Annotated in this window: 18 protein-coding genes; 6 read left to right on the top strand and 12 right to left on the bottom strand. The window is 69.0% G+C overall.

Annotation, left to right across the window (positions count from 1 at the left end):
- The first annotated feature begins 179 nt into the window (after positions 1 to 179).
- Positions 180 to 662 (top strand): cation:proton antiporter regulatory subunit, encoded by a 483-nt coding sequence (locus ACFXK0_RS27540; protein WP_379413890.1) that lies wholly within the window; start codon positions 180 to 182, stop codon positions 660 to 662.
- 12 nt (positions 663 to 674) lie between these two features.
- On the opposite strand, the gene ACFXK0_RS27545 is transcribed toward ACFXK0_RS27540, so the two are convergent.
- The gene (locus tag ACFXK0_RS27545; protein ID WP_379413892.1) at positions 675 to 950 is read right to left on the bottom strand and encodes a hypothetical protein; all 276 of its coding nucleotides are present in this window, start codon (positions 948 to 950) and stop codon (positions 675 to 677) included.
- Positions 951 to 1,489: 539 nt separating this feature from the next.
- Here ACFXK0_RS27545 and ACFXK0_RS27550 point away from each other — a divergent pair.
- A complete protein-coding gene (locus ACFXK0_RS27550) occupies positions 1,490 to 2,305 on the top strand; it encodes an SAM-dependent methyltransferase (RefSeq protein WP_379413893.1) in 816 nt (271 codons plus the stop codon).
- Between the two features lie 208 nt (positions 2,306 to 2,513).
- The gene (locus tag ACFXK0_RS27555; protein WP_379413895.1) at positions 2,514 to 3,224 is read left to right on the top strand and encodes a GNAT family N-acetyltransferase; all 711 of its coding nucleotides are present in this window, start codon (positions 2,514 to 2,516) and stop codon (positions 3,222 to 3,224) included.
- Positions 3,225 to 3,229: 5 nt separating this feature from the next.
- On the opposite strand, the gene ACFXK0_RS27560 is transcribed toward ACFXK0_RS27555, so the two are convergent.
- Both ACFXK0_RS27560 and ACFXK0_RS27565 read right to left on the bottom strand, forming a co-directional pair.
- Entirely contained in the window at positions 3,230 to 4,078 is an 849-nt protein-coding gene (locus ACFXK0_RS27560) for an alpha/beta fold hydrolase (protein ID WP_379413896.1), read from the bottom strand.
- A 35-nt stretch (positions 4,079 to 4,113) separates the two neighbouring features.
- Positions 4,114 to 5,370 (bottom strand): aspartate kinase, encoded by a 1,257-nt coding sequence (locus tag ACFXK0_RS27565; protein WP_379413898.1) that lies wholly within the window; start codon positions 5,368 to 5,370, stop codon positions 4,114 to 4,116.
- 203 nt (positions 5,371 to 5,573) lie between these two features.
- Between ACFXK0_RS27565 and ACFXK0_RS27570 the strand changes: the two genes are divergently transcribed.
- On the top strand, positions 5,574 to 6,704 hold the full coding sequence (locus ACFXK0_RS27570) for an ACT domain-containing protein (protein WP_379413899.1): 1,131 nt from the start codon (positions 5,574 to 5,576) through the stop codon (positions 6,702 to 6,704).
- Between the two features lie 90 nt (positions 6,705 to 6,794).
- Here ACFXK0_RS27570 and ACFXK0_RS27575 read toward each other — a convergent pair whose 3' ends face one another.
- Complete coding sequence (locus ACFXK0_RS27575) at positions 6,795 to 7,682, bottom strand: alpha/beta fold hydrolase (RefSeq protein WP_379413900.1); 888 nt, start codon at positions 7,680 to 7,682, stop codon at positions 6,795 to 6,797.
- 97 nt (positions 7,683 to 7,779) lie between these two features.
- On the opposite strand from ACFXK0_RS27575, the gene ACFXK0_RS27580 reads away from it, so the two are divergent.
- Both ACFXK0_RS27580 and ACFXK0_RS27585 read left to right on the top strand, forming a co-directional pair.
- Positions 7,780 to 8,448, top strand: coding sequence for a TetR/AcrR family transcriptional regulator (locus ACFXK0_RS27580; protein ID WP_379413902.1), 669 nt, complete (start codon positions 7,780 to 7,782; stop codon positions 8,446 to 8,448).
- Between the two features lie 40 nt (positions 8,449 to 8,488).
- Positions 8,489 to 9,637 (top strand): RNA-guided endonuclease InsQ/TnpB family protein, encoded by a 1,149-nt coding sequence (locus tag ACFXK0_RS27585; RefSeq protein WP_379413903.1) that lies wholly within the window; start codon positions 8,489 to 8,491, stop codon positions 9,635 to 9,637.
- 96 nt (positions 9,638 to 9,733) lie between these two features.
- On the opposite strand, the gene ACFXK0_RS27590 is transcribed toward ACFXK0_RS27585, so the two are convergent.
- The 8 genes from ACFXK0_RS27590 to xerD form a co-directional block, all read right to left on the bottom strand.
- Positions 9,734 to 10,009, bottom strand: a complete 276-nt coding sequence (locus ACFXK0_RS27590) for a YggT family protein (RefSeq protein ID WP_379413905.1) — start codon at positions 10,007 to 10,009, stop codon at positions 9,734 to 9,736.
- A 202-nt stretch (positions 10,010 to 10,211) separates the two neighbouring features.
- Complete coding sequence (gene der / locus ACFXK0_RS27595; RefSeq protein ID WP_379413932.1) at positions 10,212 to 11,627, bottom strand: ribosome biogenesis GTPase Der; 1,416 nt, start codon at positions 11,625 to 11,627, stop codon at positions 10,212 to 10,214.
- Complete coding sequence (cmk, locus tag ACFXK0_RS27600; RefSeq protein ID WP_379413934.1) at positions 11,627 to 12,331, bottom strand: (d)CMP kinase; 705 nt, start codon at positions 12,329 to 12,331, stop codon at positions 11,627 to 11,629. Before cmk ends, der begins: the two co-directional genes overlap by 1 nt.
- Before the next feature lie 38 nt (positions 12,332 to 12,369).
- Positions 12,370 to 13,713: a pseudouridine synthase gene (locus ACFXK0_RS27605; RefSeq protein ID WP_379413907.1), complete on the bottom strand. Its 1,344-nt coding sequence runs from the start codon at positions 13,711 to 13,713 to the stop codon at positions 12,370 to 12,372.
- A gap of 8 nt (positions 13,714 to 13,721) precedes the next feature.
- A complete protein-coding gene (scpB, locus tag ACFXK0_RS27610) occupies positions 13,722 to 14,378 on the bottom strand; it encodes an SMC-Scp complex subunit ScpB (protein WP_379413908.1) in 657 nt (218 codons plus the stop codon).
- A 55-nt stretch (positions 14,379 to 14,433) separates the two neighbouring features.
- Positions 14,434 to 15,318, bottom strand: coding sequence for a segregation and condensation protein A (locus ACFXK0_RS27615; protein ID WP_379413910.1), 885 nt, complete (start codon positions 15,316 to 15,318; stop codon positions 14,434 to 14,436).
- Entirely contained in the window at positions 15,315 to 16,148 is an 834-nt protein-coding gene (locus ACFXK0_RS27620; protein WP_379413936.1) for a ParA family protein, read from the bottom strand. The genes ACFXK0_RS27615 and ACFXK0_RS27620 overlap by 4 nt, the downstream gene beginning before the upstream one ends.
- Before the next feature lie 252 nt (positions 16,149 to 16,400).
- Entirely contained in the window at positions 16,401 to 17,330 is a 930-nt protein-coding gene (gene xerD, locus ACFXK0_RS27625) for a site-specific tyrosine recombinase XerD (RefSeq protein WP_379413912.1), read from the bottom strand.
- Positions 17,331 to 17,369: the final 39 nt, after the last annotated feature.

Below are 17,369 nucleotides of genomic sequence, written 5' to 3' on the forward strand. Positions count from 1 at the left end.
TCGTCTCCTTGTCGCCCGCCTGCTCGAACACCTCAACTCTCCGCCGCCACACTGATCCGATCCAGCGACACGCCCTTGGTCTCGGACACCCGCCGGGAGCAGAACAGCAGCGCGACCACCCCGTCCGGGCATCGAATCGTGACCAGGTCCGTCCTTTTTGTCTGGTTACAGTGGAAGGTGTGCAGATCGACGTGACGCCACTGCCCGGCGTGGGGGTACGCAAGGATTTCTCGGTGCGCAAGAGCGGGCGGCGGATCGGCATCATCGAGCGCCGTGACGGCACCATCGAGCTGATCGTCGGCAGACCGGGGAACCCGGAGGTCACCGATCAGATCGCGCTGTCGGCGGAGGAGGCCTCGGCACTGGCCAGCCTGCTGGGCGCGCCGCAGGTGGTCGCCCAGCTCGAGGCCGAACATCGTGAATTCGACGGCGTGCACACCCGGCAGTTCCCCGTCGCGGCCGGCTCCCCTTTCGACGGCCGCCCGCTCGGCGAGACCCGCCTGCGCACGCGCACCAAGGCCTCGATCGTCGCGGCGATGCGCACCGGCGCGGTGATCGCGTCACCGGGACCGGAATTCCTGATCACCGCGGGTGACGTGCTGATCGTGGTCGGCTCGGCCGAGGGCCTCGCGGCCGCCGCGCGAATTCTGCACGACGGCTGAGCCTTCCGGGCGCTATCGGTGGTGCGACGACCAGACGGCGACCGCGCTCCACTGCACCAGGCGCGCGGCGGCGGCCACATAGAAGGCATAGGCCATCAGCACGAATACAGCCCCGTAATTTCCTGCCCAGTCCCCCAGACGGAGCAGTGCGACCACGCCGAGTCCGAGCAGGACCAGGCCGAGGATCAGGCCGGGCATGGCCAGCGGAGCGAGTGAGGAATCCGCGACACGGCGGTCGCGATCGGTAACTGACAGATTGCTGTCTGGTTCGAAGTAGATGCTGCTCATAACCATCAGGCCCCTTCCGGATCACCACCCCGGCACAGCAGGTCGGCGATCCCTCCTGGATCTTGCGGTCCGTTCGTGACGAAAGGTCGTCTTCGACCCTCTGGAGATCACAAACGGTTAACGTTCAGCTATTACGAGCGTGCCAGCTCTTCAGCAGAATAACAGTTCTTGTGATCTCCATCACATAGAACACCTGTGCGACACAACTCGGTAACGCACGACGCTTCGGCCAGGAACACCACCCGGAACTGGTCAAACCTCGCAGCAACTGGACGCTTGCTCGAGAATTCGACACGGATGTGATTTATCGAACCGTTATGGCCCCTGACGTGCGCAAACGCGTTACCGACGCCACAACCCGCACCGGAACACCGCCCGGCCCCGCCCCTTCGACGGCGGCATAGACCGCACACCCGAACTCGGAACCGGTACGCGCCGAACCGATTTCGCGCCGCGAACGGCAGCGAAACCGTGCCGACACACCGAAGTTCTCCTACGATGGGCGGCGACATGAACCAGCAGATCAGGAGAGGTCGACGATGACCGACGGCGCGAATGTGATCGACCAGTCCCAGCCGAGCATCGCCCGGGTCTACGACTACATACTCGGCGGCAAGGACAACTACGAGGTCGACCGCGCGGTCGGCGACCACTTCAAGAACAACCTGCCCGGCTCGGTGGCCATCGCGTTCACCAACCGCCAGGCCCTCACCCGCGCCGTGCGCGAGATGGCCGAGGCCGGGATGACCCAGTTCCTCGACTTCGGCTCGGGCCTGCCCACCGCCGACAACGTGCACCAGGTCTCGCAGGCGGTGAACCCCGACATCCGGGTGGTCTACATCGACAACGACCCGATCGTGCTGGCGCACGGGCGCGCGCTGCTGGCGACCAACGAGAACACCACCGTCATCCAGGCCGACGTGCGTGATTCCCTCGCGATCCGGGAGCACCCCGAGGTCAACCGGCTGATCGACTTCGACAAGCCGGTCGCGGTGATCTTCAGCGCGATCCTGCACCACCTCAACGACGACGAGAACCCCAAGGCCGTCGTCGACTACTGGGCCGGCCAGATCCCCGCGGGCAGCCAGGTGTTCATCTCGCATTTCCGCTCGGGTGACAATGCCGAGACCATCGAGGCCGAGGGCAAACTGCAATCGACCTTCGGTCGCGGCCGCTGGCGCACCGACGCGGAGATCATCGACCTCTTCGGCGACCTCGAGATCCAGGAACCGGGTGTCGTCCCGGCCGCGCGCTGGCACCTGCAGGCGGCGGAAACCGCCCAGATCGGCTCGGCCGAGCGGGAACTGTCGGTCTGGGAGGAACTCATGACCGCTGCCATCGCCATCAAGCGGTAAGCGGTTCGTCCGGGGCCGGAAAACCGGGAAAATTTCCGGTCCCGACATTTTTGCATTCGTCTGGGCGAATGCGTCACGGTCGACTATCGTCCATCTTGCTTTTTTCGATGCCGCTGGATCGTTCGTGTCGCTTCGCCGAATCACGTGCCGCGTGAGATCCACGCCTCGTGCGTCGGCGACCCTCATCAGACGAAGGACGCCGGTCACCATGCCCGCACCCGTTATCCTCGATGGCCGCATCGTACGGCTGGAACCGCTTGCACCCCATCATGTTCCCGGTCTGGTCGCCGCGGCGGCCGCGCTCGACGGACAGGCCGGGTTCACCCTCGTCCCGCACGGTGAACAGGAGGCGCGCACCTATGTCTTCCAGGCCGAAGCCGCCCAGTTGGCGGGGAGCGCGCTGGCCTTCGCGATCGTCACCGGTGGCGACGACTGCGTGGTCGGGGCGACCCGTTTCACCCGGCTCGACTATTGGCAGGGCCCGCTGACCTGGCCGTTGTCGGCCGAGCCGATGGCCGCGCTGCCCGGCGGGGCGATCCCCGACGCGGTCGAGATCGGCAACACCTGGCTGATTCCCGCGGTTCGCGGCGGGCGGGTGAACCTCGAGTCCAAGCTGCTGCTGCTCACCCACGCCTTCGAGAGCTGGGGTGTGCGCCGGGTGACGCTGCGCGCGGACGCGCGCAATCAGCGGTCCCGTGCGGCGATCGAGCGGCTCGGCGCGGTGAGTGACGGTGTGCGCCGGGCACATTCGCGCGGACTCGACGGCGCGGTGCGCGACACCGCGTTCTACTCGATCCTGCACGACGAGTGGGCCGGGGTGCGCTCGCGCATCCTCGACCAGCTCGCCGCGCGGGCCGCCCACGCCCCGCTCATCCCGCCGACCGCGGAGTCGTTGCGGCCCTTGGCCTATCGTCGCTGAGCCGGTCAGCGCCGGGTGGACTCGATCCGCTCGGCGACGATCTCGGCGATCTCGGCCGGGCGTTCCTCGGGCAGCCAGTGCGAGGCGCCCTCCAACACGACCAGCCGGTAGTCACCGCGCACGTACCGTTCGGCGAGTTCGGCGCCGCGGCGGCCCAGCGCGGAGTCTCCGGTGCTCCAGACATGGGTCACCGGTGCGTCGATCCGGCCGGTCGGTGCGCCGGTGCCGGCGAAAGGCAAGGCGCGGTACCAGTTCAGGCCACCGGTCAGCGCGCCGCCGTCGATGATCTCCGCGCGCACGCGGTCGATCGCCGTGGGTGACATCCCGGTCGAGGCCAGCGACCGTTCCAGCAGCGCCGGGCGGGAGCGCAGCAGCCGTTCCGGCAGCACGGGCAGCTGGAACAGCGCCATGTAGTACGAGCGCAGCAGCTGGTCGCTGGTCACCAGCGACCGCAGGAACGCGCCGGGGTGCGGCACCGACAGGGTGACCAGCGAGGCGACCAGGTCGGGCCGGGCCGCCGCCACCGCCCACCCGACCATGGCACCCCAGTCGTGGCCGACCAGGTGCACCGGGCCCCGGTCGATCGTCTCGATCAGCGCGGCCACGTCGCCGACCAGTTCCGGGATGCGATAGGCGCGCCGTCCCCGCGGGCGTGCGCCCGGGGAGTAGCCGCGCTGATTCGGGGCCACGACGCGATAGCCGCGCGCGGCGAGCAGTTCGGCCAGCTCGGTGAGCGAGGTCGCGGTCTGCGGAAAACCGTGCAGGGCAACGACGACGGGGCCGTCGAGGGGACCCGAGTCGACCACGTCGAACTCGAGTCCGGCCCGGGTGTAGGAGGTCAGACGGGTTCCCACAGAGTCCTCCGATCGTCGCGGGGTCCACGCTACGCCTATCGGCCGGTACCGCCGTGTACGACGGCGACCTCGGTCCCACCCAGGTCGAACGCGCGATGCAGCACCTGCACGGCGTGGTCGAGATCGGTGTCACGGACCAGGACCGATATGCGGATCTGCGAGGTGGCGATGAGATCGAGGTTGATCCCCGCGGCGGCCAGCGTCTCGCAGAAGGTCGCGGTGACGCCGGGGTGGGTCTTCATGCCCGCGCCGATCAGCGACACCTTGCCCACCCGGTCGTCGTAACGCACGTCGGCGAAACCGATCTCGGCCCGGCGCGACCGCAGCAGCGCGACCGCGCGGGCGCCGTCGGCGGCGGGCAGGGTGAAGGTGATGTCGGTGCGGCCGGTGCCGGTGTTCTGGACCACCATGTCGATGCCGATCTCGGCGTCGGCGACCGCGCGGAACACCTTGGCCGCGTAGCCGGGCTCGTCGGGCAGGCCGACCACGGTCACCTTGGCCTCGTTGCGGTCGTGCGCGACGCCGGTGAGGACGGCCTGCTCGGCGGGGATGTCGGCCATCGAACCGAAGACGGTGGTGCCGATCCGGTCGGTGTAGGACGAGCGCACGTGCACCGGAACCTGGTAGCGGCGCGCGTATTCCACGCACCGCAGCATCAGCACCTTGGACCCGCAGGCCGCCATCTCCAGCATCTCCTCGTAGGAGATCTGGTCGAGTTTCTGCGCGTCGGCGACGATGCGCGGGTCGGCGGTGAACACGCCGTCGACATCGGTGTAGATCTCGCAGACATCGGCGTGCAGCGCCGCGGCCAGGGCGACGGCGGTGGTGTCGGATCCGCCGCGGCCCAGCGTGGTGACATCACGGCTGTCCTGGCTGACGCCTTGGAACCCGGCGACCAGCACGATCTCGCCGTCGTCGAGCGCGCGGCGCACCCGGCCCGGATCGACTTCGATGATCTTGGCGTTGCCGTGCGCGCCGGTGGTGATGACGCCGGCCTGCGAGCCGGTCAGCGATCTGGCGTCCGCGCCCAGCGCGTGAATCGCCATGGCCACCAGGGCATTCGAGATGCGCTCGCCGGAGGTGAGCAGCATGTCCATCTCCCGGGGTGGCGGTGCGGGCGACACCTGGCCCGCCAGGTCGAGCAGATCGTCGGTGGTGTCGCCCATCGCCGAGCACACCACGACCACGTCGTTGCCCTGCTTCCTGGTCTCCACGATCCGCTCGGCGACCCGGCGGATCCGCTCGGCCGTGGCGACCGATGAGCCGCCGAATTTCTGTACCACCAGGGCCATTGGCGTTCCTCTCCCCTGCTCGCCCGCACGCGATCCGCGGGTGACCCTTCCGAGTATCCAGGGATTCCCGGCCGATCGGGGCGATTGGTACGTGAAAACGACTGCCGCCGAAGAGATTCGACCGGGATACTGACGGTCCGGGGGTGGCGCGTGTCGCGGGCGGTCCCCGATCTCGGCACCTTCTCGGCGGTTAGGCGATTTCCATGACCACGCTTGCATTCGACCCTGCCCGTTCCCCCCTCGCGGTCGCCGTGCTCGGCACGGGGACACTGGCAGCGGAGGTCACCCGGATACTCCACGAAACCGGCGCCGACCTTGGGGAACGCATCGGTGCCCGGGTAGTGGTGCGGGAATCGCCGGGCGATCTGCTGGTCGACGCGAGCGAGTCCGCGACGGCGATCACGCCGGTGCTCGCGGCGTTGCGGGCCGGTCGTTCGGTGGTCACCGGTAATGCGGCGCTGATCGCCGAACACGGTCATCTGCTCACCGCGGCGGCCGAAGAACACGGCGCCGACTTGTATTTCGAGGCCGCGGTGGCGGGCGGTGTTCCGGTGGTGCGCCCGCTGACCCAGTCGCTGTCGGGTGATCGGGTGCGGCAGGTGCTCGGGGTGCTGCCCGATCGGCGCTCGGCGGTGGCCCAGGCGGCGATCCTGGCGACGCTGGCCTTCCACACGCGGGTGGAGCCCGGCGACGTGGCCTTCGAGGAATTCGGTGCGGCGGCCGCGCACGACTTGACGGCCGCGGAGTCCCTGTCGTTGCGGCTGCGCATGCTCACCGTCTGTTCCCGGGTCAGCGAAGGCCCGGAACTCGGCGGCAAGGAGCGCATTTCGGTGCGTGTCTCGCCGGCGCTGCTCCCCGCCGATCATCCACTGACCCAACTGGATTCCGCGCTCGGTGCCGTGTCGGTGGCCGCCGACGGTGCCGGGCAGTTGATGTTCTCCGGCAGTGGCGATCCCTCGGCCACGGCGTCGGCCCTGCTCGGCGACCTGGTCACGGCCGCCCGCAACCGGGTGCACGGCGGCCGGGCACCCCGCGCGTCGTACTACGCCGAACTGCCCGTCGCCCCGCTCGGCGACACCCCCACCCGCTACTACCTGAACCTGCATGTCACCGACCACGCCGGCGCCCTCGCCCGGGTCGCGGCGGTGTTCGCCGACAACGGCGTCGGCATCGCGCGGGTCCGCCAGGAACTCCACGACACCGACGCCCATCTGATCGTGCTCACCCACCGCGCCAGGGAATCCGCGCTGGCCGACACCGTCGACGCACTCACCGAATCCTCCTGCGTCCGCGCGGTGACCACCCGGTGGCGAGTCGAGGGCACCGACGACTGACCCGCGCCGCCCGCCGACGGCTCCCTCGCCGACCATCTGCGCTGACCACCGAGGGCCGGGGCCCGGGTCGAGTAGCCAGGCCCCACACGGTCAGTCGCCGCGGCGCGCGTCGGTCGGTTCGTACCGGCCGGTGAAGTCGAGGATCCGCGGGGTGACCACCTTCGGGATCTCGTGGAACAGGCCGTGCCCGGAGTTCGGGAAGACGATCACCTCGCAGCGCGGCAGGTTGTCGCGCAGTCGCTGCTCGGCGATCGCCGTATCGACCACCAGCGACTTGCCGCCGAACATCGCCAGGGTCGGGGTGGTGATGGTGACCAGTCGCTCGTCGGTGAACATCTTCGGGTAGCCGATCGCGGGAACATATCCCAGCGCCGCCTTCACGCCGTCGAATTCCGCGTCGGTGAGCGTGACACCCGGATTGAGCCGGGCGTTCATCGACCGCAGGTTCTTGTCGGTCGGCCGGGCGCCGACCCGGATCATCATCCACAGCAGACTCCACTTGACCTTGGTCAAGGTGCCGCCGGGTTCGATGATGGTCAGACTGGCCAGGCGGTGCTGCTGCGTCGTGGCGATCGCCATCGCCTGCCACGCACCCTGTGAATAGCCGACCAGGTGCACCCGGTCGGCGCCGAGCCCGTCGAGTACCTCACCGAGCCAGGTACCGAACTTCGTCTCGTCGATCGGCTCGGTCTGCACGCTGAGACCGGGGACGCCGATCATCTCGGGCATGTGGACGACATGTTCTCGGGCGAAATCCTCGATCACATGGTTCCAGGCCAGACTGTTGGCGCCCAGCGAGTGCAGCAACACGATCGGGATACCCGTTCCCGCACCAGCCGTGCGCACCCGGGTGGTGCCGAAGGAGGTGGTGACGTCGACCGTGGTCGACGGAACCGGCATCGCCTTCTCCAGCTCACGGTAGTTCCTGACGTATTCCTCGCGCGCCTTGTCGCTCTTGAACCGTCCGATCTTGGCCATTTCCGCCCCGTTCCTCGTTGGTGATATCACCGTACCATAAAGATGGTATGGGCGTACCATCAAGGCTCGCCGGACAGCACGGAAACGAGGAGGAGCGGTGCCACGCTTGGCTGATCACGAGGAGCGACGCCGATCGATCACGGGGGCGACGCGGCGGGTCATCGCCCGCGGCGGGCTCGACGCGGCGACCTTCCAGTCGGTGGCCGCCGAGGCCGGGGTGTCGGTGCGGTCGGTGCAGTACTACTTCGGCAGCAAGCGGGAGTTCCTGCTCGCCACCCACCGCGCGGTGGTCGAGGATTCCGGGACGCGACTGCACCGGGCATTGGCCGAGCTCGGCCCGGCGGCCGGTCCCCGCGACATCGTGCGCGCCGTCCTGGTCGGGCTACTACCGCTCGACGAGCCGAGCCGCCAGAACGCGATCATCCTCGGCATCTTCCACGCCGCGACGCTGACCGGCCCCCATCTGGAGGCCGCCGACACCGCCTCGACCCCGAACTACATCGTCGAGGCGGTCGCGGCGCAGCTGCGCCGCCTGCGCGGCCCCGATGCCGACGAGGCGGTCATCCGCGCCGACGCCGAGGTGACCCTGCTCGCCGTCGCGGGACTGGCCCAGGGAATGCTCACCGACACCGGAATGGCTTCGCGCGCCACCGAACTCGTCGACCACCTGCTCCACCGGGTGCTACCGGGTGTGGGCCAGTGCTCCGCCCTTCAGGGCGGGGGCGAAGAGCCACCCGGGAGGCCCCCGGGGCTGAGCGTGCCCTAGACCCGACTGTTCTGTCGGACCCTTGGGATAGGCTCGAAATGTGCAGCTCCGGTACAACTTCCGCGTCTATCCGACGCCCGGCCAACGGATCGCGTTGGCGCGGGCGTTCGGGTGCGCGCGGGTGGTGTACAACGACGCGCTCGCGGCACGGATGGACGCGTACAGGTCCGGTGCGCCGCGTCTGTCGGCTGGTGAGTTGTCGAAGCGGTTGACCGAGTCGAAGAAGTCGCCGGAGCGTGCGTGGCTTGCCGAGGTGTCGTCGGTGGTGTTACAGCAAGCCCTCGCCGATCTCGATACCGCGTACCGCAATTTCTTTCAGTCGGTGACCGGGAAGCGGAAGGGTGCGCGGGTGGCGCCGCCGAGGTTTCGTTCCCGCAAGGACAATCGGCAGTCGATCCGGTTCACCCGCAACGCGCGTTTCGCGGTCACCGAGGGTGGGAAGCTGCGTTTACCGAAGATCGGGGATGTCGCGGTCCGTTGGTCGCGTGTACTGCCCTCGGACCCGTCGAGTGTGTCGGTGGTCAAGGATGCGGCGGGCCGTTATTTCGCGTCGTTCGTGGTCGAGGTGAACCCGGAGTCGTTGCCCGGCATCGACACCGAGGTGGGTATCGATCTGGGACTGGCGACGTTCGCGGTCTGCTCGGATGGCAAGACCATCACTTCCCCGAGGTTTCTGCGCCGCGCCGAACGCAAACTCCGCAAGGCGCAACAGGCCCTGTCCCGCAAGGACAAGGGCTCGAGGAATCGGGTCAAGGCGCGTGTCCGGGTCGCCAAGGCCCACGCGCAGGTGGCCGACACCCGCAAAGACTTCGCGCACAAGCATTCCACGGCGATCATCCGCGAGAACCAAGCGGTGTATGTCGAGGATTTGTGTGTGAAGGGTTTGGCGCGGACCAGGTTGGCGAAGTCGGTTCATGATGCCGGGTGGGGCATGTTCACCCGGATGTTGGAGGACAAATCCGCCCGGTATGGGCGCACCTTGGTCAAGGTGGATCGGTTCTTTCCGTCGTCGCGAATCTGTTCGGACTGCGGACGCGTGGACGGGCCGAAACCGTTGTCTGTCCGTACGTGGTCCTGCCCGTGCGGGGCGGTCCACGACCGTGATCTCAACGCTGCACGAAACATCCTCGCCGCCGGACGGGCGGAGAGGTTAAACGCTTGCGGAGGGCTGGTAAGTCCTGCCGCGTAGCGGGAGGCGCGTCCCGGTGAAACAGGAACCCACCGAGAGCGCCCGTGCGGGCGCTGGTAGGAATCCTCGGCCTTCAGCTTCAGGCCGGGGAGGACGTCAAAGACTGAACGCCACCGTGCGCAGGATCAGGACCGCGACGAAGACCACGGTGAAGGCCAGGTCGAGGGCTGACCCGCCGAGCCGGACCGGTGGCAGGAACCGGCGCACCGGCGCGATCACCGGCTCGGTCGCGGCGTGGACCACCGACCGGGCCTTGACGGCCCACGGCGGCAGCTTGCCCAGGATGTCCACCCAGTCCAGCACCATCCGGGCGAGCAGCAGCAACAGGAACACCGTCAGCAGGTAGCCGACCACGGTGCCGATGAGACTCATGACGCACTCCTTCGACAAGTCGCACATCGACGACCTCGTACCGGTATCAACGTGCCGGGCGGTGGCGGGGTGTCCGCCGCCGGTACTTCTCAGCCGATTATCAGCCGCTCGACCATGTGACACGCCGTAGCGGCCGTCAGTCGGGGTGTCCCGGAAACGCGGCGAGCCCCGGGCCGGGACCCGGGGCTCGCGTGGGGACGATCTACTTCTTGCGTTCCTTCTTCTCGCGCACGCGCACCGAGATGCGCACGGGCGAGCCGTCGAAGCCGAACTCCTCGCGCAGGCGGCGCTCCAGGAAGCGGCGGTAACCCGCCTCGAGGAAACCGGTGGTGAACAGCACGAACGTCGGCGGGCGGGTGCCTGCCTGGGTGGCGAACAGGACGCGGGGCTGGCGGCCGCCGCGCATCGGCGGCGGGGTGGCCGCGATGACTTCCTTGAGCCAGGTGTTGAGGCGGCCGGTGGAGATGCGCTTGTCCCAGGACTCGAGCGCGGTCTCCATCTGCGGCACCAGCTTCTGCACGGCGCGGCCGGTGTGCGCGGAGATGTTGACCCGCTGGGCCCACGGCACCCGCACCAGATCGCGGTCGATCTCGCGCTCGAGCATGTAGCGGCGGTCCTCGTCGACCAGATCCCACTTGTTGAACGCCAGCACCAGCGCGCGACCGGAGTCCGCGACCAGGCTGATCACCCGCAGGTCCTGCTCGGTGATCGGCACCGAGGCGTCGATCAGCATGATCGCGACCTCGGAGGCCTCCAGCGCCGACTTGGTGCGCAGCGAGGCGTAGAACTCGGTACCGGTGGCATTGGACACCTTGCGGCGCAGACCGGCGGTATCGACGAACTTCCAGGTCTTGCCGCCCAATTCGACCAGCGAGTCGACCGGATCGACGGTGGTGCCCGCGACATCGTGGACCACCGAACGCTCATCGCCGGACAGCTTGTTCAACAGGCTGGACTTGCCGACGTTCGGCTTGCCGACCAGCGCCACCCGGCGCGGTCCGGCGGCGCCGGTGCCCTCGCGCGGGGTCTCGGGCAACGCGGCGAGCACATCGTCGAGCAGGTCACCGGTGCCACGGCCGTGTGCGGCCGACACCATGCGCGGCTCACCCAGACCCAGCGACCACAGGCTCGCCGCCTCGATCTCGACCTTCTGATCGTCGACCTTGTTGGCCACCAGGATCACCGGGATCTTGGAGCGGCGCAGCTTGCGCACCGCGGCCTCGTCGGTCGCGGTGGCGCCGACGGTCGCGTCGACGACGAGCAGGATCGCGTCGGCGGTCGCCATCGCCACCTCGGCCTGGCGGGCCACATGCTGCTGCAGGCCCTTGGCGTCGGGTTCCCAGCCGCCGGTGTCCTGCACCAGGAACCGGCGCCCGGCCCAGCTCGCCTCGTAGGAAATACGGTCACGGGTGACGCCGGGAATGTCCTCCACGACGGCCTCACGACGGCCCAGAATGCGGTTCACCAGGGTCGACTTGCCCACGTTCGGGCGGCCGACCACAGCGACGGTGGGCATCGCGAGATGCTCGTCACCCTCGTGCTCGCCTTCGAAATCGGCGATCTCCCAGTCGGTTTCGTCGGACCAGACGCCGTCGCCGACCAGAACCTCTTCGTCGATCACCGCGAACCTCCTGTCGTGGCCGAAAGCTGCTGGGCCACCACGCGATAGAGCTCGTCGATGGTCTCATCCATCGTCAGGTCACTGGTGTCGACGAGCACCGCGTCGGCTGCGGGGCGCAACGGCGACACCGTGCGGGTGGAATCGAGGGTGTCGCGGCGCTGCACGTCGGCCAGTACGGCCGCGTAGTCGTCGCCGCGGCCCTCGCGGATGTTCTGGGCATTGCGCCGCTGCGCGCGCGCCTGGGCGGAGGCGGTGAGATAGATCTTGGCGTCGGCGCCGGTCAGCACGACGGTGCCGATATCGCGGCCCTCGACCACGATCCGCCCGGCCACCCCGGTGATCTCGCGTTGCAGGGCGACGAGCTGTTCACGCACCTGCGCCACCGCCGACACCGCCGAGACCGCCTTGGTGACCGCGTCGCCACGGATCTCGGCGGAGACGTCTTCGCCGTCGAGCTCGATCACCTCGTGGCCGGGATCGGTCCCGATCGACAGCGGCAGTGCCGCAACGGTTTCCGCGATCGCCACCGGGTCGGCCAGGTCGACGCCCGCGCGCAGCACGCACAGGGTCGCGACCCGGTACATGGCGCCGGTGTCGAGGTAGCGGGCGCCCAGGCGGGCGGCCAGCCGGCGCGACACACTGGACTTGCCGGTCCCCGACGGGCCGTCCATGGCGACGACGAGGGTGGCGTCGTTGGTCATCCGGTTGCCGGCGAAGTCCATCGGGAGATCCACTCCGTTCACAGCTGCACCGCCTCGTAGAGTTTGCCGATCTCGTCGCGGCCGAGCACCCGCAGCGTGCCGGGGCGCTGGTCACCCAGCGCGACCGGGCCGAGGTGGGTGCGCACCAGGCGGATCACCGGGTGGCCGACCTCGTCGAGCAGCCTACGCACGATGTGCTTGCGGCCCTCGTGCAACACGAGCTTGACCAGCGAACGGCCCTCGTGCGCCTCCAGCAGGACGAACTTGTCGACCTTGGCCGGGCCGTCCTCGAGCTCGACGCCGTCGCGCAGGCGCTTGTTGATCAGGCGGTAGTTCACCTCGCCGTTGACGGTGGCCAGGTAGGTCTTGGGCACCTCGTAGGACGGGTGCATCAGCCGGTGCGCCATCTCGCCGTCGTTGGTCAGCAGCAGCAGACCCTCGGTGTCGGCGTCGAGCCGGCCGACATGGAAAAGGCGCTGACCGGCCGCGATCCGCTCGGCGACGATATCGCCGACGCACGGCCGGCCCAGATCGTCGGACATGGTGGACTGCCAGCCCTTGGGCTTGTTCAGCACCAGGTGCACCAGTTCGTCGCGCACGACGACGCGAGTGCCGTCGACCCGCACGACCGCGTTCTCCGGATCGACCCGAAGACCCTGCTCGCGCACGATCTTGCCGTCGACCTCGACGCGGCCCGCGGCGATCATGTCCTCGGCCGCGCGACGCGAGGCCACCCCGGCCTTGGCGAGCACCTTCTGCAGCCGTTCGCCCTCGCCCCAGGGCAGCTTCTTCGGGCCCTCGGCGTTGTCGGCGTGCTGGTGCCGGGCCGGCTTGGCGTTGTTCAGGATCGTCGGCGCGACGACCTTGCGCTGCGGCTTGGGATTCTTGGTCTTGCGGACGGGCGCCTGCGAGGTCGCCGGGCGGGCGGTGCCGCCTGCCCGCTGGCCGCCGCGCGCCGGGCTGCCTGCCGAGCCGGAGCTGCGCTGGTACCCGCCCTCACCCGCACGCTGGTAGCCGCCGCGGCGGTCGTCGCCGCCACGCTGGTAACCGCCGCGACGATCGTCGCCGCCACGCTCGTAGCCGCCTGCGGAACCACCGCGTCGATCGTCGGTCGCGCCGCGCTGATAGCCGCGTCCCGCCGATCCGCGCCGGTCGTCGGTGCCGCCACGGGTGAACCCACCCGAGGCGGGGCGGCGGCCGCTCGACTCACCGCGCTCGTAGCCGCCGGTGCCGCGGCGGCCGCCCGCGTCGTTGCGGCTGCCCGACTGCCCGGTGCGCGCGGTGCCGCCGCGGGTTCCCGCGGTCCGGGGCGCGCCGCTACGGGGCTGGTCGCTGCGTTTTCTTCGATCCGGTGTGCCATCTCGGCGAGCGGAATTATTCATCTGTCCTGTCAATCGTCGGTGCCGAGGTCCATGTCGGACTCGGCGGGTTTTTTCAGCCTGGTGAACCGGGGATCGGTTTCCAGGCTCTCGCTGATCTCGTCGATCAGGTCGACGCCGGGAAGCAGCGGCGCCAGCGGAGGCAGGTCGCCCAGTGAGGCGAGCCCGATCCGTTCGAGGAACAACTCGGTGGTGCGGTACAGCGTGCCGTTGGTCTCCGGGTCCTGACCCGCTTCCGCGATCAAGCCCCTTGCCAGCAGCGTGCGCATCACTCCGTCGACGTTCACCCCGCGAACCGCGCTGACCCTGGTCCGGGTCACCGGCTGGCGGTAGGCGACCACCGCCAAGGTTTCCAAGGCGGCCCGGGTCAGCTTCGTCCGGGCCCCGTCGAGCAGTACCCGCTCGACATAGGGCGCGTACTCCTGTCGAGTATAGAAGCGCCACCCGTCACCGACGAAACGCAGGTCGATGCCGCTGCCCCGCGCGGACAGCTCCGCCGACATCGCACGCAACGTCGCCTCGATCCGTTCCGCGGTGTCGTCCAGGGCCGCTGCCAGCTGTTCTGCCGGTGCGGGGGCGTCGACGACGAGCAGCATGGCCTCGAGCGCCGACCGCAGTTCTTGCTCATCGAGCGGCTCCGAGGTGAAATCCGACACTGTCTCGGTCATGTGTGCCTCCTCGGCTGATCGCGAACTCTCGGCGGTTCCGCCGGGCTCGACCCGATCATCCATAGTCCTCGTCGAAGGTGAGTGCCGCCGCCTCGGTATCGGGGTCGAGCTCGCCGAGCCAGCTCACCGCCAGCGGGCCGAGCGGATCGGGCTGGTCGAAGGCGATGGTCTTGCCGCGGTACAGCTCGAGCAACGCCAGGAACCGGGCGACGATCTCCACCGGGACCGTGCAGTCGGCCACGATCTCGGCGAAGGTGGTCCAGCCACCCGGCCCGCGCTCCTTGAGCAACGCCAGCACCAGTTCGGCCTGCTCGGCCACCGAGATGGTGTGCTGGTGCAGATGCCCGAGCCCGACCTCGGCGATCGGACGGGGCCGGAAGGCGGCAGCCGCGATCTCGGCGAAGGCGGCGATGTCCACGCCCAGGGTCACCTCGGGCAGCAGGCCCTCGAACTGTTCCTCGAGCGCGACCGAACGCGGGTACCGGCGCAGCGCGGCGGCCTCCAGCTCACCGAGCAGTTCGGCGACCTGTTTGAACGCGCGATACTGCAGCAGCCGGGCGAACAGCAGATCGCGCGCGTCCAGGAGTTCCAGATCGTCGGCGTCGGTCATCTCGCCCGAGGGCAGCAGCCGGGCCGCCTTCAGGTCGAGCAGGGTGGCGGCGACGACCAGGAACTCGGTGGTCTGGTCGAGGATCTTGTCCGCGCGCAGCTTGGTGTTCTCGGCGAGCTCGGCGGTGAGCGCCTTGGTGTAGGCGATGAATTCGTCGGTGACCTGGTGCAGCGCCACCTCGGTGACATCGAGTTTGCGCGAGCTGATCAGCGTGAGCAGCAGATCGAACGGCCCCTCGAAGTTCGTCAGCCGCAAATGGAACACAGTGTTGTCGGCGGCCGGGGCAGGGTCTTCGGGTACTGCGGGAACCGCGGGTGAAGCGTCGATCACCGGCCCGACCGGTGGATGACTTCACGTGCCATGGCCCGATACGATTCCGCGCCCGCGGATTTCGGCGACCAGGTGGTGATCGGTTCGCCCGCCACGCTGGCGTCGGGGAAGCGCACGGTGCGCGAGATGGCGGTGTCGTAGACCAGCTCGCCGAACACCTCGACCACCCGCGACATGACCTGGCGCGAATGCAGCAGGCGCGCATCGAACATGGTGACCACGATGCCGTAGAGGCTCAGGCGCGGGTTGAGCCGGTCGCGTACCTTCTCGACGGTGTCGTTGAGCAGCGCGAGACCGCGCAGCGAGAAGTACTCGCATTCCATCGGAATGATGACGCCGTCCGAGCAGGCCAGCGCGTTGACGGTGAGCAGGCCCAGCGACGGCTGGCAGTCGATGAGGATGTAGTCGTAGCGATCGCGCACACCGGCCAGTGCCCGGCCCAGCGACTGCTCGCGGCCGACCTCGTTGACCAGCTGGATCTCGGCCGCGGAGAGATCGATATTGCTGGGTAACAGGTCCATGCCGTCGATCTTGGTGGTCTGCAACACATCGTCGACGGTGGCCTTCCCGCCGATGAGCAGGTTGTGCACGGTGAGATCGAGATCGTGATGGGCGACGCCCAGTCCGGCCGAGAGTGCGCCCTGCGGGTCGAGGTCGACCAGCAGCACGCGCCGGCCGTATTCGGCCAGGGCCGCACCGAGATTGATGGTCGAGGTGGTCTTACCCACGCCGCCCTTCTGGTTGCACATGGCCACGACCAGTGCGTCGCCGTGATTCTGCACGCGCGGCGGCTCGGGTACCAGTCGCAGCGGGCGCCCGGTCGGGCCCATCTCGACGGCCTCGGCGACCTCGTCCGGTCCACCGTCCCACGGTGTTTCCGCTGTCGTCACGATCCGCTGCTCCTTATACGTATTCCTGCCGGTAACCCCTGTCGAGGGTAGCGAGACCGATTCGGGCCCGGACTCGCTTTCGTACGGTCCAGCTCTGGGGGTAGACGCTACCGCTCGGACCGGTGAGGTACAGCATGGCAACGCCGGGCGTGTTCGCACGATACCCGCTGGAAGCCGACCCGTGCCGACGGTTCAGGTGGCGCGGGGGTGCGCGGTGGCCCAGACCTCGCGCAATGTGCTCACCGTGACCAGGGTGTAGATCTGGGTGGTGGTCACCGAGGCGTGCCCGAGCAGCTCCTGCACGACGCGCACATCGGCGCCGCCGTCGAGCAGATGCGTGGCGAAACAGTGGCGCAGGGTGTGCGGCGAGACCGCGGCGGTGATGCCCGCGCGTTCGGCCGCGGTCTGCAAGACCTGCCAGGCGCTCTGCCGGGACAACCGGCCGCCGCGCGCGTTCAGGAAAAGGGCGCCCGCGCAGCCCTTTCCACTCGCCGCGAGGGTGGGACGGCCGCGGACCAGGTAGGCGTCGACGGCGGCCAGCGCCGGTCGGCCGACCGGGACGAGCCGCTGCTTGCCGCCTTTGCCGTGCAGTACGACACAGCGTTGCCCGGCGTCGATGTCGTCCACGTCGAGCCCGACCATCTCCGAGATCCGCGCCCCGGTGGAGTACAGCAGTTCCAGCAGCGCGCGATCACGCAGGCCGCGCGGCCCACTGTCGGCCTCGCTCTCCCCACCCGCGGCTTCCAGCAATCGCAGGACCTGGTCGTAGGGCAGTGCTTTGGGCAGCCGCCTGCCGGGCGCGGGCGGCTTCACCGCATGCGCCACATCGGTGTCGGTGATGCCCTCGGCCGCGGCGAACCGGTGCAGACCACGCACCGCGATCAGGGCCCTGGCCACCGACCCCGCCGCCAGCGGCGGATGATCCGCCCCACCCGAACGCAGCGCCATGGTGAACTCGGCGACATCACCCTGGACGACCGCGGTCAGGCTCGCGATCCCGCGCTGGTCCAGAAAACGCTGGTAGCGGGCCAGATCCCGGCGATAGGCGCCGAGCGTGTTGCGCGCGGCACCGCGCTCGACCGCCAGATGGTCGAGGTAGGTGTCGATCTCGCGCGCCAGCACGCCCGGCTAGCCCCCGCCGACCGCGACCGCCGAGGACCC

Origin of the sequence: Nocardia sp. NPDC059177, from assembly GCF_042755165.1 — a bacterium.
In the GTDB taxonomy this organism is placed as follows: Bacteria; Actinomycetota; Actinomycetes; order Mycobacteriales; family Mycobacteriaceae; genus Nocardia.